Annotated in this window: 1 protein-coding gene; it reads right to left on the reverse strand. The window is 58.0% G+C overall.

Annotated features, from left to right (window positions below; all coding sequences use genetic code 11):
• Positions 1–491: 491 nt before the first annotated feature.
• Entirely contained in the window at positions 492–25,208 is a 24,717-nt protein-coding gene (locus LOC68_RS00940; protein WP_230214492.1) for a right-handed parallel beta-helix repeat-containing protein, read from the reverse strand.
• Between the last annotated feature and the right edge of the window lie 369 nt (positions 25,209–25,577).

Genomic DNA, 25,577 nt, shown 5'->3' on the forward strand with positions numbered 1-25,577 from the left:
AGTTTCAAGATTCCCAGACCACATTCTGATGGCGGTGGAGCAGAAGCTGGGGACCACGCCAAGGGCAAACTAGAACGGAAGAAATCGTAAACCTAGAATTTGTAATGGGTTCGGGCTGCAAAACGCGATCAACGTTTCCATCGCATTCTCATCTGAAGGCCAGATTTTGGATTGAATCATGGTCAATCTTTTCTTACGTACGAAGTAAGTGTTGTAGGATTCGCCGATCAAAACGTTTAGCGACAGGCCGCGCCATCAAGGTATCCGTCAGGTCTTCATCAAAGAGCGCGGAATTCGCTGGCGAAGCAGAACCCAAAGAAAACGCTACCTTTACGCGGTGGTTTGCCTGAACCGGTGGGAGCGTCCTAAAGGGCGCTTCCATCGGTCTTTTTTTATATATCAGCCCCTGTCTCAGTCGGGCATTGGGTTGACGGAAGATGGGTTGTCATGGTCGGCTCAAGCTGCCAGCAGCATTGGGCGAAAGCGTTCGACTAGTTGCTCTCCTGGCGGTTCTTTGGCCGACGCAACGATCCGTCGAAATGGGGACGGAACTCCTCTTCCAGTTTTTCGTGGAGCAGGAACGTCGTGACGTCGTCCGTTGGATCGGTGGTCGCCGATTCTTGCAGCGCCCAATCGGGAACGAACGAGGGACGCCGCGAGTCGCGGTCGTCGGAGATCGCTTGGACGATCGGGTCGTCCGCCGCGATTTCTTCTGCGAATTGCCAGCTATCTTTCTGTGGGTCGAGAGTACCAAACGCGGCGTCGATGTTGGCGGCGTCAAAGCTCTGCGGCGGCGTCGTCGGTTGGAGAAGAACCATCTCGCCTTCGAGGAGAGAGCTTCCAGCTACCGGCGCAAGGGGCTCGACATACGCGATATTTGGATCCGCCGACTCGGCGGCAGTTTGATCCGAATTGGTTTGCGAAGAGATCGACTCGCTTTCCAAGGGGGCTGTGAGCGTTTGCGTCTGCGGTAGGGGAGGCAATCTGACGCTATTTCCGTCGTTGGAGTTGATCCCGACGTTGCGAATGAAGTACGCCAGATCCACAAGCGAGACGACGCCATCTCGATCGAAGTCAAATCGATAGGCGGCCGGCGTCGAGTTAACGGAGTCGCCAATTCGCCGAATCAGGTGGGCCAAGTCGACCAACGAGACTACGCTATCGTCGTCGACATCATACGGGACGACCCGCATTTGCGTCGTCGGCGAAGCTGTCTGCTCGGCCGCCACGTTTCCGTCGTTGGCGAAAGCCAGTTCGATATTGGTCAGCCCAAACTGCAAATCGGTAACGGTTTCCGGATAGGCGCCAACGACGTTATTGGGCAGACCGCCGCTGGGATTGGGCTGGAAGCGGAAACTGCCGATCAGGAAATACACATCCCTTCCAGCGTCGGCGGCGGAAAGTTGACTAGCCGTTACGACGAGAGAGTCGCCGTTGTCGACGACCGACAATTGCCCGACTCCGCCGCTGCGGGTCGAATTCTTCAGCTTGAACCATGTGTTGTTGTAGTTCAGGTTCAAAGTGACGCCGGTTAGATCGTCCGAATACTGTTCGTCGTAACGTATCCAGACGTTGACGGTAAAGGTCTGCCATTCGTGAATGAATTGCAAATCGCCAGGCAGGGAGATCACCTCACCGGAGGCGTCGGTCGCCGCCGGTGCGTCGCTAATCGTGAGAAACGCCTCGGCGAGCGGCAGAACCGTCAATTCAAACGTCGCCTGCGTGACTCCGTTGTCTCCGTCATTGACGGTAATGGTTACCGTCTGGCTATCGCTCAGCTGTGCATTGGCCAGCGACCATGACCAGGTGCCGTCAAGATTGTCGACGACGTCGCCAATCGACGCGGTGAAAACGAGTTGGTCATTGCCGAGATCGCTGTAAACGCCGGTCGCTACCGCCGTGCGACTAGCCGATGCGACCACCGAGGCGGCGTCGACCGTCAGAGTCGGCGCTACGTTGTTAACGACCAGATTAAAGGTGACTTCGGTCGTTTGGTTGGTTGCGTCCGTCGCTGTAATCGTGACCGTCTGCGACTCAGCAGGACCGTTTGTGGTGGCGAAGGACCAGGTCCACTGGCCGGTTTGGTCGTCTTGGAGAACCGTTCCCACGCTGGATGAAAGCGTTACGGCGCCTCCTCCCGACGTGCCGAACGTTCCGCTGTTGGTAGCGGTCGAGCCTTCGTTGACCGTCACCAGGTCGTTATCAATGGCGACTTGCGGCGCGACGTTGGCCTCAACCGAGACCGACACGCTCCGCGTCGCCGACCTGGGAGGAACTCCGTTGTCCGTCGCGACGACGTAGAGAATATGCGAGCCGAGATCGCCTGACTGCGGCGTCCACGAAATCACGCCGGTCGTCGGGTGAATCGATGCGCCGGCAGGACTTCCCGCTCCGAGCGTCCAGGTGATCGAATTGGCGGGCGCGTCGGAGTCGGTAGCCTGCATCGTCAGGTTCCAGGCCTGTCCGACGCCGACCGTCTGCGATGATACCGGCGTGATCACCGGAACCGAATTCACTTCATCGACCGTAACCTGGAAGGTCACGACGGTTGATAGCGGTTCCGGCGCATCGTCGGTCACTTTGATGCGAATCTCGTAGACGCCAGGCCCTTGCCCTTCGGTCGGTGTCCAAGCGAAAAGACCGGTAGCCGCGTTGAGCGTCGCTCCCTCTGGTGGAGTCGAATCAAACGCGTAGGTCAATGTTCCTTGTTCGGGATCGGTGGCGGCGACTTGCAGCGAGAGTTCGAGCAGCTCGGACACGCGCTTGTTGGTTATCTGGGGCACGACCGGCGCATTGTTCTGTTCGCTAACCTGAACTTGCAGCGTCGTCGAGGCCGATAATCCGCCAGGGCGATCCTCGGTGGCGAAGATCTCGATCGTAAAGGTTCCCGGGCCTTGCGATTCCGACGGCGTCCACCGGAAGACCCCAGTATTCGGGTCGATGGTAGCGCCTGAAGGAGCGCCCGTTCCTAGGCTGAAGATCAATGCGTCTTGCTCAGGGTCCGTCGCCGACGCCGTAAAAGTTAGTAGGTTACCCTCGACCACTTGCTTGTCGGAAATCGACGCAATCTCGGGGGCGCCGTTAACTTCGTTCGCGGTGATTTCAAGGGTGGCGCTAGCAGGAAGCCGGAGTAGGGAGAGATCGGTCGCGATCACTTCGATCTGATACGAGCCGGGCGCCTGATCTTCGGACGGCGTCCAGCGGAATTCGCCGGTCATCGGGTCGATCGTCATGCCGGGGAGCGCTCCCTTTCCAAGCGAGTAGCGCACGCTATCGAGATCCGGATCGGTCGCGGAGATCGTCAGGACCAGCTCGCTTCCTTCGTCGACTACCTGTGGGCTTGGCTGAGTAATTACGGGAGGACGATTGGCGATGGGCTGTTCGCCACCAGGATTGCCGTCGTTGTCGCCGTCGAGCTTCAGACCGGCCAAGTCGTGAATGGTCGAGTCGGCTCGCAGGAGAATCTCCAAGGCAGTGCCGTTAAGACTGGCGGCGTCCGTCAGCAGTTGCAGCGTGACGGTAGTGGATCCCGCTTCGTAGTGCGGAATCGAGGCGATGATCAAGTCGTCGCCGTCGCCGAGCACTTGATTCGCTCCACCGCTACGAACGACAAAGTTGGCCGGAGCGTTCGCGTCGATTGGGTCTAACGCTTCGCTGAAGGTGAGAACCATTTGCGGGCCGTCGGCCGTAATGATTAGTTGACTGTCGAGCAACTTGGGGGGAGTTTCGTCGAGCGACGAACCTTGAAATTCGTAAGCGCCGATGTCCACGAACGAAGCTTGTTTCGTTAACGTGAGGGACGAAGCGCTGCTTAGATCCGTACGCTCGCTGTAGCTGGCGACGTACGAATCGCCATTTCCGTACCCGATCCCGATCAGCGGGGTGGCCTCGCTGCTGATCGGGCCATAGCCGAACGTCACTGAACCGTCCGCGTAGAGAACGGCGGCGAACAAGGCCTGGGCGCCGCTATAGTCGGATGCGTCCCAAACGACGGTGATCTGCCCGGGGACGTCGTCGACGACGTAAATGTTATTCTTGTCGGAGTCGCTCGTGTTGAACGAGCCCCAATAAGGTGCGATTCGTACGTCGTCGCCGAGGGCGTAGGCGATTTGGCTGCCATCGCCGACGAACGTCAATGAACCATTCGCAGCGACTTCTACCTGGGTGTAGGAATCTCCGGCAATGGGGAAACTGAACGGCAGGTCGAGCATCCAGGTCGATCCCGCGCCATTCCAGTTCATCGGTTGACCAGGGATCTGATAGAACTCGTTCTTGCCGAGGGCGCTTTCCGAGTAGACGGGCCGCGTCACCGGTTGAACGACAATTGAGTTCGCGTTCTCCAGCGAGGCCGCATTGGAATACGATTCGATGTCGACGACATGTTCGTACGATGCGGAATTGAAGCCGACAAACATGGAATCGGCGGCGTTTCCTGCTCCGTAGTCGAATCGGAAGGAGCCGTCGGCGAACAGCGTCGTCGAGAAATTGAACGGGGAATCGTCCGAATAGTGGGAGGCCTTCCAGCGGAAGGTAACTTGCTGAGACTGGGCGTCGATAAAGATGTCGTCGCCTGACAACAGCGTCGTCAGGTCGGTGTTCAGCGGCTTGATCGACGCGTAGGCCCCAAGCTGAGCGTCGTAGAAGGAGAGATCCCCGTTTAGTCCAACGAACACGGCGTCAAACGACGTTCCATAGAACTCGAAAGCAAAGGGCAATGCGTATTCAAACTCTTCGTCGTCCCCAATCCAGCCCTGCGGTTGTCCGACCTCTTGGAATTGATTGTCCTGCTGAATGTTCACCTGATACGTGCCGATAGTAGCGGTGAATTCCAGGGAAACCGCGTCGCGTAGGTTGGCGGCGCCATCGTACGAGGAAAGGAGCACGCTGTCCGACGTTCCGCCAGAAAGTCCCACGGTAGGCGTAAGATCGGAATTGGCGGCGCCGTAGTCGAACAGGATGGCGCCGTCCGCCTTCAAGGTCGCCGCAAACTGGACGTCGCTACCGCTAATCTTGTGCGTTGCATTCCAACGAATGGTCACTTGGTCGGCAATGGACTCGTCGATAAAGATGTCGTCCCCAGTTCCATCGGTTCGCAAGTCGTCCCACAGCGCCGCGATGCGTACGCCGTCAGCCAATGCCGCAGCGCTGTTGTTCGGATCGGCCGCGCTGCCCGTTCCTCCAAATTGCAGCAAGCCGTTGGATGAGACTTGCAAGCTCGACCAGTCGCTTCCTTGGTAGGGGAATGCGAAAGGAAGAACGTACGACCAGGCTTGGTCGTCTCCCTGCCAACCTTGGGCGACTCCCTGAGCCCGCGCCGTAAAGAGGGGCGCCGAAATCTCCTCAAACGTGATCTCCGGCCCGAGGTTAGCGGTACCGGGATCGTCGACGCGGGAGTTGCCATCCAAATCGATGGGAGATGCGTACGCGGGATCGCCTGCGTCAATGGCGGCGGATTTGGCGGATAGATGGAAATTGTCGTCGCGGCCCCCGTCGATTTTCAGGCTGCGGTCATAGCCCAATTGGTTGTCGGCCCCATTCGGATCAATCCACAAAGGATCTCCGAAAAACGAATTGGAGTCGCCGCTGGTCGCCGTTTGCCAGTCGAGCAACGTCGACTGTTCGGCGTCGTTCCATAGGCCCACGCTGCTGCCGACGCCGACGGAGAAGAGATTCCGGTCGCTACGGAAATTGTTTTGGCTATCGGCGGCGATGCGAACGGCCAATCCAGAATCGACCCGAATCACGTTGTTGAGGAGCGTAACGGCGTTCGATTGGGATTCAACTTTTACGGCGTCTCCCAGACCCTGATAGATCGTATTGTTTACGACTTTCAGGTCGTTGACACGAATGATCTGCAAGCCGGCGTCCGCGTTGCCGTAAATCAGGTTGCCGTTGACTTCGATATCGTAGTTGCCGTAACCCGGCCGATCGGCATACACGCCGATGTCGTTTGAAAACGCCACATTGCGGAGAATCAGGCTGTTACTGCCTGCTTGAATACCCCAGTGATTGCCGAAGATGCGATTCTCTTCGACAGTCGACCCGTTGGAGAAAACGCCGACAATGTTTTCGTATATCTGATTGTTGGACACGTCTGACAGAAAAGATTCGATACCAATACCGCTCCCCGACGTGTGAGCGTATACCTCGTTGTTGGCGATGAAGGAATAGGAGTCGCGAATGCCGTAGTCGCTATTGTGGTGGACTTTGTTGCCCACAATCTGGTACGGCATTGCGTAGGGGCTCGACGTAGCGATCCCGGTTGTGTTGCCGAAGACTTCATTTCCGCGGATCTCTACCGCGGAACCGCCGCCGACGTCGATCCCATAACTCTGGTTTTCGTAGACGCGACTTTGTTCGATGAGGACGCCTTGGGCGTTTCGCGCGTAGATTCCAACCCCGTTGGAGTAGGCGTCGACGTTTTGAATCGTCAAACCGCTGGTTGCGGAGTCTTCGCTAAAGACGCCCCATTCGCCGCCGGTTAAGGCAAGATGCGAAAGCGTGACGTTGGTTGCGCCGAGCAGTTTGAACACAGCCCCTTGAAGAGCCTGTTGGGCCGTTCCGCCGGCCGTGATCGTCGGCTGGTGCTGGTGATCAAGGATCGTTGGATGCGCAGGGTTTGTTGAACCCTGAATGTTTACGCCGCTATCGTCCGCTAGGAGCGTGATATCGGTGAGCAATTGGTAGCGACCAGCGTCGACGTAAATGGTATCCCCGGGGACCAAGTCGTACATCCGCAGTAAAGCGCCCAGACTGGCCATCGGCGCGTCAGGCGTCTTGCCGCTGTTGGCGTTGTCGCCGGCAGCGGTGGTGTATTCGTTGTCGGAGAAGTCGACGTCGCCAGCGATGTTAACGTAGTAGGACTGCCCGGCTGGCGCCACGAAGAGCGGCGCGGAAACTTTCGACTGCAGCGTCTGGAATCCCGCCTTGGACGTTAGCCGCAGGAGCGTCGCTGAGCCGACATCCGCATTGGCGACGTTCCAGCTGAAACTGCCGTGCCCGGTTACGTCGAGCGACAGGTTGGTCGCGAGCGTCCGCCAAGAGCCGCCTCCGTTGGTTGAGATTTCCAAATCGGTGCTGACGTTGGCTGGAGCGTTGGGAACCGACCGCCAGAGTTCCAATCCGGAAAGGATGGCCGGCCACTTGCCTGCTTGATTCGCCAGGAAGACCTCGATGGGGGCGCCGCTGGTCGTTACGTCGAACTCCAGCACCAACGCCTTGTTGAGATCGCCGGCAATTGCAAATACATCGACGTTCGCCTGACGAAGTTCGCCGTTCACATATACGTCAAAGACGCGATTGCCGACTCCGGTCAATTGCGTCTCGGCGAGGTGCAAGCGAACGCGGTAGGTTCCTGCACTAGCCGGCAGCTGGTAACGAAGTCCCTCCCCGTTGTCGAACCGGAACGACTGATAAACTTGCTGCGGGGCAGGCGACGTAACTCCGCTGAGATTGACCGACTCCGCTTGGGTGTACACCGTGCCGACATTGACGAACGGCGAATCCGCAACCCAGGCGCTCGTCGGATCGCTTGACGCGTCGATGCGCGCCGCAATCTCATATGACGTCATTCCCGCCGCTTGCCACTCGATGAGATGCGTCTCGCCAACTTGGACGCGATCGCCTGGTACGGGGAAGAGGTACTGAATTGCCGGCGAATTGCTGGAGGTCGCCTCGCTGGTGTTGCCGTAGGCGCCTAGGTTGGCTCGCAGACCGTTGGGCTGCGGCTCTCCCGCGAAATAGGCGGTGGGATCGGCCCGGTCAATCGCCGGTGAAGTCGATTGAAGATGGAAGTCGTCATCCAGCGAGTAGTCGACGCCGCCGGTCCGATCGAATCCCAAGCGTCCATCGGCGCCAACTGGAGCGACCCACTTCGGATCCGTGGAAACGCTTTGGACGTCGCGGCCCAATTCGAGCATCCACCGACTGAGGTCGTTGATTTCATAACCGGCAAAATTGGCCAGCGTTCCTGATGGTCCCACGAAAAGCAGATTCCAATTGCTTTGGAAATCTTCTGCGGCGCGTCGTCCGACGTCAAACAGGATCCCTTGTTCGACCGCCAGGATGTTATTGGCGATGTAGACTGCGCCCGGGCTGTCGTTTACCTGGATTGCCGTGGCGACCGGTTCAAAGATGGTGTTGAACTGGAAGTCAACGCGTCCGTTCCACTGATTCATCACACTGACGGCGACGTCATCATGTCCGTAGAGGAGATTGTTCGTAATCCGGCCTTGGAAAGTCGATTCCGTTTGGATCCCAATTCGGTTGGAAAAGATCACGTTTCCAGCGACATTCCCTCGTACCGCTACCACCCCAAAGTCGTTGTCGAAGATGCGATTGTCCTCGACTTCGCTGAATGACCGGACGCCGGTTTGGTTGCCGTGAATCAGGTTGCCGCGGGCGATACCTTCCCCGAGATAAAGTCCCGTTTGATTGCCAAACAGGTCGTTTTCCAGGACGCGCACATTTAGCGTGGTACGAACGCCGACGCTGCTGCTGTGGATAATGTTGCCGACGATGTTGGTCCAATCGCCGTCGGGAAGCGCTTCGTAATAGCTTGTGCCGGCGCTCGCGACGATTCCTTCTTCCTCGCCAAAGATCGTGTTGTACGAAATCGTCGCTCCCAGGCCATTGCTCTCAATCCCGGCGGCGAAGAAGTTCGTATGATTGCCGTGGATCAAGTTGCGGGTAACGGTTGCGAGCTTGTTACCGAGCCCAATGAAAATCCCGCCGTCGGCGTTATCAAAGATTTCGCTATCCTGGATCGTGAAGTTGTCGCTTCCGCTATCGCCCGCGATATAGGTCCCGTAGCTGGCCCCAGTCAGTCGCAAGTTGGAGATTGTTACGTTGTCCGCATCGATGAGCGTGAATACGTAGCTGCCGCTATTGAGATTGCCACGATCGAGCGTCGCCACCTTGCCTGGCTGCGTGGGTCCTTGAATCGACACGCCGGAGTCGTCGCTGCCGATCACGATGTTATTGGGCACGACGTACGTGCCGCTGTCGATATAGACGACGTCCCCGGGATTGAGATCGTACGCCGCGAGCAGTGCGGCGAGGCTGGCCATCGGACGGTCAGGCGTCTTGCCAGAATTGGCGTCGTTACCGGCGGCCGTCGTGTACTGGTTGTCGCTGAAGTCCGAATCGCCCGCGAGGTTCACGTAATACTCGTTGGTATTCGCGACGATCAAAAAGCCTTGCTCGCTGGTCGCCTGCGGGTAGGTTCCATCTTTGCTGGAAACGCGGATTCGCGCCGTTGGGGTCGCCAGATCGATCTTCGACGGTACCAACCAGGTAAAGGAGCCGGATCCGAGGTGATCGACCGATTGGTCTTCCGCGATCAACTGCCAGGTAGCGCCGTCGTCGAGCGTCAACTCGATGTCAAAACGGGGATCTGCGATTCCCAAGGGATTCGCGCGCCAGATCTCGAGGCCGGAAAGAATCGCTTTATAGGACTGATTGGGCTCGAAGGTTGCAAGCTCTAGATCGATTCCGTCTTGGCCATTGGCTTGGACCGTCAGCTCTACGACGACTCCTTTTTTTCCGCCGCCAGCGAGTTGAACGATATCGACCCCTTCGACCGCCAATTCTCCTTGGGCATAGACGTTGAATACCCGATCCCCTGTGGACAAAAAGGCGTATGGCTCGGCCAGATGTAGTCGGATCTGGTACGTTCCGGCCGGCGCATCAAAGTGATAACGAATTTGATCGCCGGTCCGATAGGATTGATACACGCCGGATTCGGCCGGATTGATCGTCTGGGATAAGTCGACCATCGGGTCGATCGTGCCGGCGGTCGCATCGCTTTCGTAAGCTTGCTCTTCCAACCAGCTGCCGATATCGTCTCCCCCTACGTTCATGCGCAGGGCGGCGGAATCTAGCGATAAGCCGTCGCTTTGCCAGGCAATCTCCACCGTCGAACCCGCTTCGATGCGTTCGCCCTGGCTAAGAGTCAGCAACTGAACTTGTTGCAGCGGGCCGGTTGTCGCGCGGCTGGAATTTCCATCGGCGCCCAAGTTGGCCCGTCCCCCGGCCGGCGTCGGTTCCGCCACGTAATACGACTGCGGATTGGCCCGATCGATACCCGGAGAATCTGGTTGTAGTGCGAAGTCGTCGTCGGCCGAGCGGTCTCCAATGATCTCAACAACGCGAATTGCATCGGCCACGAAGGAGGTGGAGTACGAAGAGAGCACGTGAACGGTCATCGACGTTGACGTTGCCTGGAAGATCCCCAAGCGATTCCACGCTTGGTCGTCGTCAACAAAATCATCTGGAGTATACCGCTGATCAAAGTACTTCAGGCCAATAAGCTTGCCGTTTTCGACTACTTCATAGCGAACGTAATTCGAGTTGTAGGAAGCGGCGGCCCAAGTCGTCGACAAATCGTACCAAGCGCCCGGCGTCAGGTTATCAATCGTAAAGATCGCCTCCTGGCTGCTGCGGTAACCATTTTCCGACCAATCGTCAAACGAATCGTCGGGCGACGTGGGGGAGCGATGATAGTCCCCCGCATAGTATTCGTTCGTTAAATTGCCTTGCACCGAATGAGGAGTCTCGCCATTGGCCAACCCCACCGCAATTGGACCTCCGCTGATACTGAGTTGCGCCATGGACGCGATCGAAACGGAAGGCGTTCCGCTGACCGAAACCATGACGCTGTTCTCACTCGATTGATCGACGCTGCAACTGGCGCTTCCCAAGTCGGCAATGGCTAGTTCGCAGTACTGGGAAGTCAATTGCGGATGATTTGGCCACTCCACGAACACTTCGAATTCAAATGGAACGTCCTTTACCAATTGGACCGGCCATTCCCAGTACGCGCCGCCGGTTCCCTCTAGGAACGGACTTTGCATATTGCTCCAAGGATCGTCGCCACGGAATTCCGCAACCTGGTCGTTGATGATCCGGGGGGCGGCCGTCGCCACGGAAGAGAAGCCGAGCGTGCTATCCGCTCCTTGCGGAGATACGAACAGCGGATCTGCGGCGAGGCTATTCCGATCGTAGGGAAGCGTTCCCATCCAATCGGCAAGGGTCGCGAACGAGTTGCCTCCGTAGACGCCCAATTCCGTTCCTGCCTGCAGATCGAACAGGTTCCAGTCGCTCTGGAAACCAACCTGGCTGTTGGCTTCGACCTGGATCGCGACGCCGTCGCTGATCGAGAAGATGTTGTTTCCGACGTTCACGTTTCGCGATTGTTCGCTAACGCTTAGCGCTGCCGTTCCTGCCTGGTGGAACGTATTGAATTCGATCACCAGTCCGTTGTTAACGCGTGATGCGCGGAGGCCATAGACGTCGTTGCCGTAGAAGACGTTGTTGGTGATCCGCCCCGTTACATAGTACGTGCTTCCGGCGTCCGCCCCAACGACGTTTGAGTAAACGCGGTTGTTGGTGAATGACCCCGAGACTTCGCCCAGAAACCCAAAGAAGTTTGCGAAGATGTCGTTGTCGGTTAATTCTCCAGGGGCTCCATAGATGCCGATTTCATTGTCGAACACGCGATTGTTGCGAAAGATCGTATGGTCCGACAATTGGGCGCCGGTTCCGCCATTACGCGATGCGGCGACGTCCGCGTAAGAGAAACCTCGCCGATGTCCGTAGATGTCGTTTCCTTCGGCGATGGCGTTCGCGTTTAGAACAAGCCCCACATATTCGTTGGCGAAGATGCGGTTATCGAGAACCTGAATCCAATCTTGCAGCTGGATCGTTTCGTTGAAGTCGTTATTCAGATTCGTCCGAATGCCGGTGTACTGGTTGTAAATGGAGTTCTGCGAGACAAGCGTCCGGTATCCGAAGGCTTCGATCCCAACGCTGTTGTTGTCGTGGATCGAGTTGCCGACAATTTGCACGGAACTGTTGATCTTGCTCGCCATGTTTACGCCGTAGTAGGCGTTGCCGAAGATGTCATTCCCGGATAACGTCACTTCGTCACTGTCATTGACGGAACTGAATTCGACGCCGGTATATGCCCCTGTGATCCCCAGGTTGGCGATGGTGACCCCATCGGCGTCGTTCAGTTCAAACACGAAACTGCCGTACAAATCGTTACCTCGGTCGAGAACGGCATGTTTACCGGAGTCAGTGGGACCCTGGATGACGATTCCCTGGTGCTGCGTCGACAGAATCATGTTCCTTTCGCTGGCGTAGATGCCGGTGTCGATATAGATCACGTCGCCTGGCTTAAACAGAATTCCGCTTGCCAACAGCGTTTGCAGCGAATCGACCGGCGTGGACGGCGAGAGACCGTCGTTGGCGAAGTCCCCTGGCGCCGTGGTGTACTGATTGTCGCCAAGGTCTACGTCACCAGCGACGTTCACAAAATAGGCGTTCACCGGCGGACTGATTTCGAGCGTACCGCTGGTTGTCGTCACTCCATCGGCATTTCGAGTCACGCGCAGCGAGTAAGTCCCAGGTTCGATCCCTGCAGGAACGACCCAGCGGAATTCGCCATTATTGGCGGCGCTGTCGGTTAGAAGTTGAACCACGTTTGCGCCGTCCATCAGTTCGATCGTGACCGAGCCGGCCGTGTCGTGAGAACGCCACGCGATAAGTACCTCGCGGTCTATCGGCCAGACAGCGCCGGTGGCCGGCCGCAACAGCGTCAGGTATTGCGTTGGACTCAGCGAGGCCTGGTTCGTATTGCCGTACGCGCCGAGGTTGACGTAACCGCCAGAAGGAGTCGGCTCTTGCGAAAAGCCGCTCGCCGCATCCCCGCGATCGAGCCCAGGCGAATTCATGGCGTCTGGCGTTAACGTCGCGGAGAGGAATTCCGGCAGTCCCGATGTTCCTCGAACCGGCGCGAGAGAGCCGCCGTGGAAACTTCCCGTGGCGCTTTGCAGGTGAAGGTCGTCGTCGGCGCCGCTGCTAGCGCCCGCCGCTCCCAATACGCCGTCGGCGCCTTTGGGGTTTACGAACAGGGGGTCGGTCGAAAGGCTATTCGCGTCGCCAGAGGTGGAGGCTTGCCAGGATCGTAACGTCGTTCGGTTGGCGTTCTGCCAACGTCCTACTACGCCGCCGCCGGTCACGTAAATCAAGTTGTAATCGCTGTCGAATCCACGATGCGCGTTACTCCCCACCGAGATGCCGACGCCGTTACCGACAACGACCACATTGTTGCGGACGCGGACGTTTTGCGATCCCGTAATTTCGATCCCGTCGGCGACCGGTTCGTAGATGGTGTTGTTTTCCAGCGCAAGGCCGTCGCCATTTCCGACTAACAGACCGACGCTGCCGTTTCCATAAACGACGTTGTTGCTCACGATCCCATCGACAGGAGACGAGTATTCGGAATATCCGCGGATATTGAGGCCCACGTCATTCGAATAGGCGACGTTCCCCACCGCGGAGATTTGATAAGTATGAGTCAGGATGCCGGTATCGTTTCTGTAGACGCGGTTCTTTTCGACTCGGCCAAACCCGAGAATCTCGATCCCCGTCGTATTGTCGTAGACGACGTTCTGGATCGCGTCGATCGCGTAGCCGGTAATGCCACTGACGTTCCAACCAAAATGGCCATGGACCGTATTGCCTGCGATCAGAACAGAGCCGGAAGCGGAGATCCCGCTCCGACCGTTGAACGCGACCTGGTTGCCAAGTCCCAGCGTCAGATCGAGATTGCCAACAACGGTTGTGGAGTCAGCCGCGTCGTTGATGAGAATCCCTTCCTCACCATTCAAGCGGACCGTATTTGCAGCGACGATCGCGGAATGGGGCATTTCGAGGTAGATGCCGCGCCCTTGATTGTTTTCAAGGATGCTGGACGTCACCTTTTGAATCTGACCGTACGCCGCGATCCCATCACCGCCGGCGCCGGAGACTCTGACCGATTCGATGGATGCGCCGGTGGAATCCCCTTGGATCAAGATGCCGCCGAGTCGCGGATTCTGAATGGTCAGGTGATCGATCCGTAGATTCGTGCTGGAGTGATCGACCAACAGCCCGTGGTCGCCTCCGATCAGCTTTAAGTAGCTCATCTCGACGGAGTCGGCGTCATCCAGTTCGATCAAGTTGAACAACACGGAACTTCGATAGGTTTGTAGCGTGGCTTGTCCGTTCCCCGTCGATGGGCCGACGATTCGAAATCCTTCGTCGTCGCCGCGAACGCCGGCGCCGGAGATTACCAGCGTCGAATACAAACGATAATTGCCGGAATCGACGTAGACGGTCTGATTGGGAGTCAGCTGATACGTGCGAAGAACGTTCGCCACGCTCGGCTTGGGCGCGCTGGCGATCTTGCCGGTGTTTCGATTGTTCCCCAGGTTCGACGTGTATTCGTCTGCGGCCAGCGATCGATCGTTCACGTAGTAGTTCGCCGTGTTCTCGGGAACGGTGAACGACTCGGCGGAACGATCAAAGACCATGCTACTGCCGACGAGCGAAACTTGGATTCTCAGTCCGTAAGTTCCGTAAGCGACCAAATTGTCGATCGGCTTCCACAAATAGCTGCCGTCATCCGCCGTGGCGGAGGTAATGTTCGCGACGAAGGTCGGACCATGGGGGCCGTCCTGCAACAAGTCGATACGGACGGTGGCGCCGGCGTCGTTGCCGAAAGTTTCCCAGCGAATTTCCTTGAGCTTGTCCCGTTCCCAGTCGACGTACAGGTCCGGCGAACGGAGCACGATTCGCGGCGCCGTGGCGGCCAGGTCGTCGGCCGTTCCTGCCGAGGCGCCCAAGTCGGGGGCCACATTGCGGGGAACAAGTCGCACCGTAGCTTCGTCGAGGAACGCCGTATTCGCCGGTCCGGCGCCCCGAGTCGCTACATATTCGAAGCGGAGGAAACGCGTACCCACCGGAATATTGGCGCGGGTTCCGATTAGATCCCAGTGATCCACCGAGGCGACGGAATTGGTTTCGATCCGCCCTAGCTCCTCTCCCAGCGAGTTGAGGTAGACCAAAGAAATCTGACCCGTGTCGGGGTTTGACTCGTTCGACGTACGCACGCGACCGCCGAACACGACGCTCCACTGGTCGTCGTCCAATTCGGCCGTGGAGTATCCCCAACTGCTGAGGTTGATCATTTGTTGCAGCGTTCCCACGGCCACATCGCCAGGACTGAAGTATTGTGCTCCCTGATAGGCTGCGAAGAGGGACGATGTCGTCGTCGATTGCGCGCTGGCGATCCAGCCGGTCAATCCCGATTCAAAACTGGGGTTGGCGAGCAGATTCGCATAGCTTTGTTGGATTCCGGCGCTCGACAAAGCGCTGTTGCGATCGACCGTTACGCTTGACGATTCAAGCGTCGCCAGGGGGTTCCAAACGGTGAGATCGCCGTGATAGGGATTCTTCCAAGCCGGCAAGGCGCCCAACGGCGCCAGGACCGTGGTTCCGATCGAATGTAGGTCGTAGCGGTTAACGTCGACTTGCCAGTCGAGAATGTCGATGAAATCGGTATCGGCGAAGTGGACCAGAATCCCCGCCTCGCCCCGATGCAGCAGGTTGAAGTCGCTGGCGAATCCGGTTTCGCTGTCGGCCGCGACGTAGATGGCGTACCCATTCTCCGCCCAGATGATATTGCCGCGGATTTCAACTTCGCGGCTGGACTGAAAGGCGTGGATTGCGTTTCCGGTGGGGGCGAAGATGCTGTTGTCCAGAATCAATACGCGCGTCGCTCCGCCAATCTCGATGCCGTGATTGGTGTCGCCGGAGAACCAGTTCCGCTCAATCTGCTGATTGTTGGTCGCCGAAATATGGACGGAGTTGGCGACAAACTTGTTGAAGCGAATCGTTCCGTTGAATTTCGCTCCGACTTGGTTCCCCTCGATAAGATTTGCCGTCTCGATCGAGCTTCCGCCCAGTACGCCGCTGCCCGTAACGCCGGTTCCGTTTCCGCGGATGTGCTGGCGCTCGAGCGTACCGGCAACAATCGAAACGCCGACTTGATTTCCGGAAATGAGGTTGGCGCCGCTCTGCGAGGAGCCGAGTCCTCCAGTGGCAAAGTCGAGGATTACGCCGGTCTGGCTGCCGGTGATGAGATTGTCGTGCAAGGGTATGTCGGCCCGATATTCCACCGCGACGCTTCCGCCGCCGATCGTATTTGCGGAAATATCGCCGGTGAAGTTCGCCAGCGCTTTGAGCGAACCAATTGTGTTGTGGACGACTGTGACGTCGCCTGCCGTCAGAAGCTGCAGCTCGGCGATCTGGTTGTCCTTGATCGTGTTCGAACTCCCACCATGGACCTTTAAGGCGCCGAGAGTTTGGCCGGTCGCCAGTAGGTTGGCCGTTCCGGAAAGCGTTAGATCTCCGGTTACGATGTTGCCCGTCAATTGAACGCCGGTTCCGCCGGTGATCGTCATATTGGTCGCGGCGGTGTAGCCGACGGTCAAGTTCATCGCGTCGTCCGCCGTGACGTTTCCTGCCACCGTCAGTCGTTCGATGGTGACGTTTGCGGCGCCCTGGACTTGGAGGCTTCCGTTGAGGAGGCTCTGCCCATCGCCGAAGATAGTGACGCCGGAATCATCCGGGCCGATCACGACGTTTTCTGAAATGGCGCCATGAACCAGAATGATGTCGTTCGTACCCAGGCTAGCGGAGTTCAAAATATCCTGAACGGTAAGTCCGGGAGCGTTGTACGCATGGTGAATCGTGATTGGCGCTGGCTGTTCGACGCGGATTTGCAACGGTCGCGATTCAGAGCCCAACAGACCGCTGAGCGTCAATGCGGTTCGTCCCGTGGCGTCGATCGCTCCGGCCAAATGGACAGCGTTCGACGTGGTTGTTCCGGGGACGCCGAGCGTTGACTCTTGCGGCAGCGCTTCCGCAAAGCTGCTGCCGTTCAGCACCAGGCTGCGCACGGACGAAGGTTGATCGACCTCGGCCGATTGAGATCCCGCAACCCACAGCAACCGCAGCTTGCCGCCGCCAGACAACAGCAACGGTTGGCTGGCAATCTCGCCGGCCATGGAGATATTTCCGGGAGCGCTTGTGCCGGCGCCAATCGCGGTCCAGGCCGCGCCGGTGAATCGCGAGGCGAACAGGTACGATCCGGCTTCCCCTTCGGCGATGCTCGTTTGTCGCCAGGCGACGACCGGCGCGCCGGCGTAGTAGGCGACGCTGGGCGTGACTGCCGCAAGGGCGGAGCCGCTGATTCCTCCATTGGAGGCGCTGCCTGCGAGCGCTGACCATGCGCTGCCGGCGAATTCTTTCAGATAGATGGCGCTCCCACCGGACGTCGGTTGCGACCACGCGACGGCTATTTTCGTACCGTCGGTCGCCAAGCTAAAGGACGTAACGCCGGTGGCGGAAGAGGTGACGCCGCCTGAGGAGTTGCTGCCGGCCAGTTCGACCCACTGGGCGCCGTTGAAGCGAAGAGCCTTCACGTTGGCGACGCCAGACGACGAATCGACCCACGCGGCGACAACGCCCAGGTCGGTGCGAACCAGTTGCGGACGTTCCGCTGCGTTTGTCCCGCTGATCCCGCCGGCGCTGTCGGAGTTATCCAAAGCGACCCAGGCTCCGCCGCCGCTGGCGTCCCAGCGCAGCACGCGGATATTGGAACCTGACTCCGTCCATTCTTCCCACGCCACGACCGGTTGTCCCAGACTGTCCAGGACGATCGTTGGGCGTACCGATGCGCCAGTCGCCTGCGAAATTCCTCCCGCGGTCGCGCTGCCGCCCAGGGAGTGCCAACCGGCGGCGTCTTGGTACGCGACATAGATTTCGTGATTGCCGTCGCGCGTGTCGCTCCAGGCGACATATTGCGTGTTGTCGGCGGTGGCCACGGCGACGTCCTGAGCTTGTTCGGCCAGGCCGCCAAGCGGACCGTGCACGGCCGGGTTCGTCCAGCTTCCGTACGTCACGCCGGTTGCCGGCAATTCATAGTCGATCAGGTCAGCATTTTGCACCGGCAGCAGTGCAGGGGAGGGAGTCGCCGCTGGAGCTATAAAGTCCGAGGGAACGGCCGTTTCGCCGCTACCGTAGTTCACGCTGTCGTTGGTTCCGCCTCCGGCCACGATGAGGTCATCTCCCCCTTCGCCGAAGAGGAAGTCGTTGCCTCCTTGACCAAAGAGTTGATCCTGACCCGCCGTCGGTTCATTACCATTGGTACCGAAGTCGCCGTACAGGTAGTCGACGCCGTTGTCGTCACCAGCGCCTGATTGCGAATGGCCATACAGCGTGTCGTGATGGCCTTGGCCGAGCAGGATGTCGGAACCAGCGCCACCTTCCAGTAAGTCATCGCCGTCGCCGCCCAATAGGATGTCGTCTCCTGCATCGCCTGACAGGTGATCGTTGCCCCCGCCTCCGGACAGGCGATCGTTCCCATCTCCGCCGAACATTTCGTCAGCGCCGTCGTCCGAACCGAAGAGCGTATCGTTGCCCGCATCGCCGAAGAGCTGATCGCCGTTTCCGCCTCCTCCATGCAGTTCGTCGTCGCCGGTCCCACCGTGAATCACATCGGCGTCGCCGCCGCCATCCAGGATGTCGTTATCCGCGCCGCCGTCCAATTCATCCTGACCCCCTTGGCCGTACAGGGTGTCGTTCCCTGCATCGCCGAACAGGCGATCATCACCCACCGGCGAACCGTAGATAACGTCGTCGCCGAGCCCGCCGTAGATCGTGTCGCCGAGATCGAGGCCCGCGATCAAGCGATCATTGCCGTCGCCCCCGAGCACATAGTCAGCACCGGCGCCGCTGTCGACGAAGTCGTCACCTTCGCCGGCGTCGATATAATCCGCTCCAGCTAGCGCATAGATTCGGTCGTTGCCCCGCCCACCATAGATTCGATCGCCGACATAAATCGCATCAAAGAAATTGGGATCGATTGGCGGGCCATAGTCGGTGCCGTAGATCACGTCATCGCCGTCGTCCCCTTGCAGAATGCCAGGCAGTCCCAGGCCCGCCACGAGAACGTCATTGCCGCTCCCGCCTGAAAGATTGTCGGCGCCATCACCCCCGTCGAGTTGGTCGTCCCCTTCGTCGCCAAACAGTTCGTCGTCACCCGCTCCGCCATCGATTCGGTCATTCCCCGAATTGCCGTGGATCGTGTCGCGTCCGAGTTCGCCGTAGATGCGGTCGTCGTCGGCGCCCCCTTCGATATTGTCATCGCCATCGCCGCCGTAGATGAGGTCGTTCCCAGCGTCGCCGCGCAAGATATCGGCGCCAGTCAGCCCATAGATCTCATCATCGCCGTCGCCGCCTGAGATCGTATCGTTGCCAACTTCGCCGAAGAGGAGATCGTCTCCTCCTTGACCTTCGATCGTGTCGTCATCATCGCCGCCGTAGATTTGGTCGTCGTCGTCGCCGCCGCGGAGAATGTCTTGGCCTGCTCGACCGTATATGACGTCGCGGCCCGCCTGACCATCGACCTCGTCATCGCCTGCGCCTGCATCGATCCAGTCATCGCCGTCACCGCCGTAAATCTTGTCGCCGCTTTGATCGGTATCGTTCGTAGGAGAACCGCCCCACAGCGTATCGTCGCCGCCGAGACCGAGTAACACATCCTTGCCTAGGCCCCCAACGATGAGGTCGTCTCCTTTGTCGCTGCCGATCAGAACGTCGTCGCCGCTTCCGCCGTCCAGATTAGATCCGACAAACAGCGGTTGTCCGTTGACTAGAAGCTTTCCACTGCTGCCGACCAATTTGTCATCACCATTACCGCCAAGCAGCACGTCCCACGTCGACGTTGGATTGGCGCCGTCGGGACCGGGGCCCGCGCTCAAGTAGTCGTCACCGTCGCCCCCTTCCAAATAGTCGCCGCCGGAATCTCCTGACATCACGTCAGGACCCGATCCGCCGTAGAGTTGATCGTCGCCAGATCCGCCGCGCAAGACGTCGTACAACAGGCTATCGGGTTGGTTGCGATACTTACCGAGGCCTGGGCCGCTCGGACCGGCTCGCAGAATGTCAGCGCCGCTGCCGCCCAGCAGGACGTCATTGCCGTCGCCTACCGCCTCTTCGTCATTTTCATTGGCGCCGATCAGCAGGTCGTTTTCACTTCCCCCGTCGAGATAGTCCGATCCTAAACCGCCATAGAGTTTGTCGGCGCCCTGGCCCCCTTGCAGCAGGTCGTCACCGGCTTCGCCATACAATTTGTCGTCGCCAGTTTCCGCGCCAAGGCGGTCGTCGCCGATGATCGTATCGTCGTCGGCGCCGCCGTAGATCGTATCGTTTCCACCTTCGCCGATAATGACGTCGGCCCCGATACCGCCATAGATCGTGTCGTTTCCGTCTCCGCCCAAAATTGAATCCGATTCGGCGGTCACATCGTAGTTGACGGCCAGAAGCGGGCCGCCGTAGATTATGTCTATCCCAGCGAAACCGTGGATCTTGTCGGCCCCGTAACCGCCATCCAGGAAGTCCCCACCGGCCGATCCCAACATGGTGTCGTCGCCATCGCCGCCGTACATCATGTTCACTTCGGACGTACGATCGATGGAAACCTCGCTCCCTTCAAAATCGTAAAGGCGCGATTCGTCCAGAATGTCGTCGCCGTATCCGCCTTCCAGCGTATCGTTGCCGGTCCCGCCGACGAGCAAGTCGTTGCCGAAGTCGCCACGCAGCGTGTCGTTGCCTGCGAGACCAAAGATCTTGTCATTTCCGGTTCCGCCATCAAGCAAGTCGTCGCCGGCGCTGCCGATCAAAACGTCATCACCTCCCAGGCCGTACATTTCAACGGCAAGCGAGGTAGGAACGGACGCATCGGCAATCAGGTAGTCGCCGTAGCTGGAGCCATTGAGGACCACGCGATTAAAATCGGTCATCTCAATTTCAAATCGATTGGGGTAGACCACGTCCACAACTAACAGTTCGACAACCTCCTTGGTAAAAAGGCCTAAAGTCGGATCGAATTCATAGCGAACTCGCTGACCTATGACGGTAGGTACAACAAAGTCGGCGCCGTCGACGACAATCTTGCCGTTTTCAACAGAAAGTCTCAGTTGGGCGCCTTTGAAGCCTCCTTGTTCGTAAAGTGCGACATCGATGTTTTCGTCCCAGTCGATAAACAAGGTTCCCTTGGACTTCGTGATATCGAAGGTCGTTTGCGCTGAAATCGTTTTCTCCGACGACTGCCACAAAGGCTTGCCGACTTTAATGCCGCCGGTGGGGTTGGAAAGGACGCTGACAGCTTTGTCGACGCCTTGGCTTCCTGCGGTGACGAGGTCGGCCTGGGCGTCAGCGATCTCCTGCGCGGAGGGAAAGCCGAGTTCGGGCGGAAGGTAACTGTTCAGCGCGTCTAGCGACTGGAGTGGTTTGGTGGGATCAAGCAGCCACTCTTGCAGCTGCTTGACGGTAACAGGAAAAAGAACTCCGTCTTTTAAATCCTCTTTGATCTGGTCGGCCCTTTGCTGGATCGCCTTTCCAGCTCGCCGGGCCGCCTCCTGAGCGATTTCGATATCCCGTTTGATCTTGTCGGCCGCGTCTTTCAGGAAGCCATCTACGCCTTCCTTGACCTTCTCCGGATCGATCATGATTTCGACGGGACAGAGATTGTAATACTGCGTCGCCCCGATCGCGCCGCACAATCGCAAAGAGTCGATTCGCTGCTTGAGATCTTCCTTCGCTCCTTCGAAGTCGTTCGGAATCAAGTCCGCTGCGTTGATGGTTCTCTCATAAAGGCGTCGCGTGCCATGGTATTCCTTCGTTTCCCTTTCGAAGTTGGTTCCCTCAATGAAGACCTTGCCTTGAAGCGTCCAGTCGAGATCGATGTGGATCGGGATCACGAAGAAATTGTTATCGGCTCCTTCATCGAACTTGATGCGAAAACGGTTCTTCGACGAGTCGTACTCGTAAAGGTCGCTGCCGCGAATCTTGCCGTCCGTACGTTCGCCAAGTTGCGCCGTGGGGATCCGAACGTCGATGCCGCCGGTCGCAGATAAGGTTACGGTTCCTAGCAGTTCGACAAACTCGATATTGAGGTCGATGTCGTCGACGTTTGTCCCCACATTTCCGGCCAGTCGCGGTTTGCCGGTGATTTCGCCGCGGATATAGATCGCCTCTTCTTCGTCATCGCGAATGAAAAAGCCCTTCGTGTCGAAACCGAGTTCGACGTCGACGCCGAACTCGAAACCGAATACCAGATCCAGACCAAAGGTCGCGTTAACGACCCCCATGTACGAAGCGATCGTCGAGTTCGGAACGATCGTGTAGGGATCCGACTCCCGCACGAAGATCCGTTTCAGATCCAGGCTAAAGATGTCTGCGGTTTTGCCGCTCAAGAAATTGATGATGTTTTGCGGGTCCTCGAACCCGTACTTCAAGATCGTATGTTCGCCGCTGTTCTCGTCGCCGTCGTTGACCGATTGTTCGACGTTGGATTGCCCTTGATACGATTTGGGGTTGATCAGGATTTGAGCTTCGCTCCCCATTCCGGCGAGCTCGGCGAGAGATTGATCCCAGAACGGGAGAGGCTGCGTCAGAAAGTCGCGGAGTTCTTGCGGGAGCGGATTGTAATTGTCCAACTGCTCCAGGAATTCGTCGCGGAGTCGATCCTGGATTCCGACAAAGATTGGCGCCGTTTCGATGTTGTAGTCGGCGCTGCTCGTCTCGTCCGTGTACCAAAGGTAGTCCGCCGTCGCCTCCCAGCTGAAGGCTTGTTGAAACGCCGCTCGTAAAAACGAGGGCAACTGCGTCGAAGGCGAATCGACCGACAAATGCAGATCGAGATGGACGCTCCCCTCGGTCTCGACCGATCGTTCGTCAAGGCGATTCTGTACGAAGACGCTCAGCGTCGATACGTAAAACTTCTCCGCTGGGTATCCGTCAAAGTCGCTCAGGACGTAGATTGCCGAAGCGTCGAAAACCGCCGTTCCCGTCGCCGTTACATCTACCAGGTCGCCGATGTCCACCTGCCCGGTAACAGTGACCGTGCCGGCGACGGTGCCCGTCAGCGTACTTCCCTCTCGGAGATAGACCCCACCGGAAGAATCGATCCCAAACGTCATGTCGAAGAAGAGTTCGGGATGAAGGCTGCCTGTTGCACTTAATGTAGCGTCAATTTGCGCACTGCCGCTTCCCAGCGGTAAAGTCCCGCTCGCCGAAAACTGCGGAAGATCGACTCCGACCGTTTTTTGGAACCGTAGCTCTAGAAGATTTTCGCTCTTGTAGTTGCCGTTTAGGAAACTAACGGGGTCGATCACGCTGACGATGGTCAATCCGCGTTCCGCCAGATAAGTAGTGGCGGAGCCCAATTCGTTGTCGTACGAGAAGGCGTCGACCACGCTGCTCGTCAATTCACTTTGAAGTTGGTCGCCGATTACGACGATGTCGCCAAAGCTGTCCAGCATTTGACTGGCTTGGGCGGTCAAGTTATTTAGTCCGCCCCCAATCGTATCGGCCAGCGAGTTGACCAGCCCGATCGTATCGAAACCAGAGCTATTTTGATCGAGCGTGAATCCGCCTCCGTTGGGGTCTAGATCCCAAACCCAACTGCCGTTGAACCGCAGGCCGGTTCCCGTGTCGCGTACTGGATAGCGAAAATCGAGATCGACCGCTGCGTCGCCGTTCATCTCGAAGCTGACGTTCGAATTGAATTGGGATGAATCGGTCCCCAAGTCGGACAGCCGCAGTCGACCATCCGCGGAATTCGTAACGAGCGTAACTTGAGGAACGAAGCTAAGCGAAGCCGCGCCTTTGATCTCGCCTCCGTTGGCGGTTCCAGAAATATTGCCGCCCACCGCGAGTTCGGCCGTCAAACCGTTGCCCGGAATGAAATAGAAGCCGCCCGAATCGACGCCGAACGCGAGCGTGAACGAAATGTCAGCCATGACGTCCAAGTTGCCGCTGAGGGAGATGCCGGCCAGGTCTCCCAACCCTTGCAGAGCGCTGCCCGAGAAGGCGGTGGAGCGAACGATCTGAGCCAGCGTGTAGGTTCGACTGAATCGGACAAAATCGGCTGGCGCATTGGTCGGCAAACCGGCGAGTTCGCTGTCGGTCAAGGAAAAGTCGACCTGAAACCCAGCGCTTGTCATCATCGACGAAAGTTGCGTCAGGCTCGAAGCCGACGAAACGTCAACCGAGCCGATCGCCGACGTTAGCGCCTGCGGCAAATCAAGGAGCGTAGCCAGGTCTTCCGTCATCATCGGCAGCGCCCCCGACGGAAGATTCAACTTTGCCGCGAATTCGGCCAGGTAATCGTCACGCAGCGTTGTGAGTCCTGTCGTTACCAGCGCCGCAATATCGGAGGCGGTCGTTCCGTCGGCAGTTCCCTCCATCGATGCAGGAACGTCAGTTTGAACGGAAGTCGCAGTGGAACGCTCTCCGCTGTTCAGACCGCGAAGTGGAGGAGATTGGCTGTATTGAGAGGGCGCAGATACGGATGAGTTTGGGACGATAGTCTGTACATAGTTTCCGTTCGCGTCGGTGCGAAGAGATTCGCGAATTTCCGACGCAGCATTGACATGCATCAATGAGCCGGAGCCAACGGGCGGCGCAACGTACATGACGTGCTGAGCGTCATCCAGAAATCTCGCGGTCGCTGGATTCGAATTCGCCAGCGTATTCATAATATGGTTGTAGTTCGCGGGAGACACGGGACTCCCTGGCGAACTCTCATATTCATCCTCAAGATCCGCAAGTCCCCACAGGTGCCCCAATTCATGGGCGACCGCATAAGCGACTTGATTTGTGAAATCGATCGTGGAGATTTGCGCGGTACTCTTCCAACGATAGTCGCCGGACGCCAGGTAGTCGGCGACTTCCCCAGCGAAGACGTAACCGTAGAACTCAATGTTTTGCCCGGTGTACGCCTGGTAGGCGAATCCGATCTGCCCGTCTTTGTTCAGCGGATGCTGATCGCCGACGTAGATTACGTAAACGTTGTCTTCGTCGGACGCCTGCCCTAATGCGAGCCGCTTTTCCCCCGCACCTGGATCGGCGTCGCTTTGCAGGTCGCGGGTATTCATGACGACCAGATCGATGTCCGGGTCACTGGCGAACGGCTTGAGCAGCGTCGTCACGCGGCTCGCGATTTTCTCGGCTGCGAGCTTCGCATCCTTTTGGTCAAGAACGTTGTCTTTGTCGTAGTAGTTGAGAAATTGATTGCTCGTCGTCACCGCGCTGCCGTCGAACACGTCAGCAAACTTTCCAACTGCGTACTCGCCCGTGATGACGTCCGGGGTGTAATCGATGATCACGTAATTGGTAAGTAGTCGGCGTTGTTCTAACTGCTCGACTTCGGCCCGGCGATGATTGGAGATAAGCCGGTTTTTCGCCTTCAGAGCTTGACGGCGTTGTTTGCGCACACGCTTGCTGTCATGAGACGACGAATTGCGCTTCATATAGATTCCGCGGAGAGGAACGAAGGTGTCGGTGCTACGAGAGAAGAAGCTCTCTCTGGAAGTCGTGTTTGTTCAACGACGAACGACGGCGAGACAGGTCCCGCGTCGAGCCCCCTCCAGCGAGTTGTAGATATCAAGCGACTTTGATTGGTCGCTTTGAGCTTGATGTTAGCCACCCAAAATATGGGCGTCAATTAGCAGAATCGATAGAATTTGCACGCTCGGGGGGGCTGCATAAACCCAGAAATGGAAGGTGGTTAGGGGGGAATACGTAGATCCGATCGATGGACTTGTATTTGTTGATCCGATGCAAATGCCAAGGTTCGAAATGGACCGCCAAACCATTCCTTTTGACGCCGGATCCGAACG

Origin of the sequence: Blastopirellula sediminis (genome assembly GCF_020966755.1) — a bacterium.
Classification (GTDB): domain Bacteria; phylum Planctomycetota; class Planctomycetia; order Pirellulales; family Pirellulaceae; genus Blastopirellula; species Blastopirellula sediminis.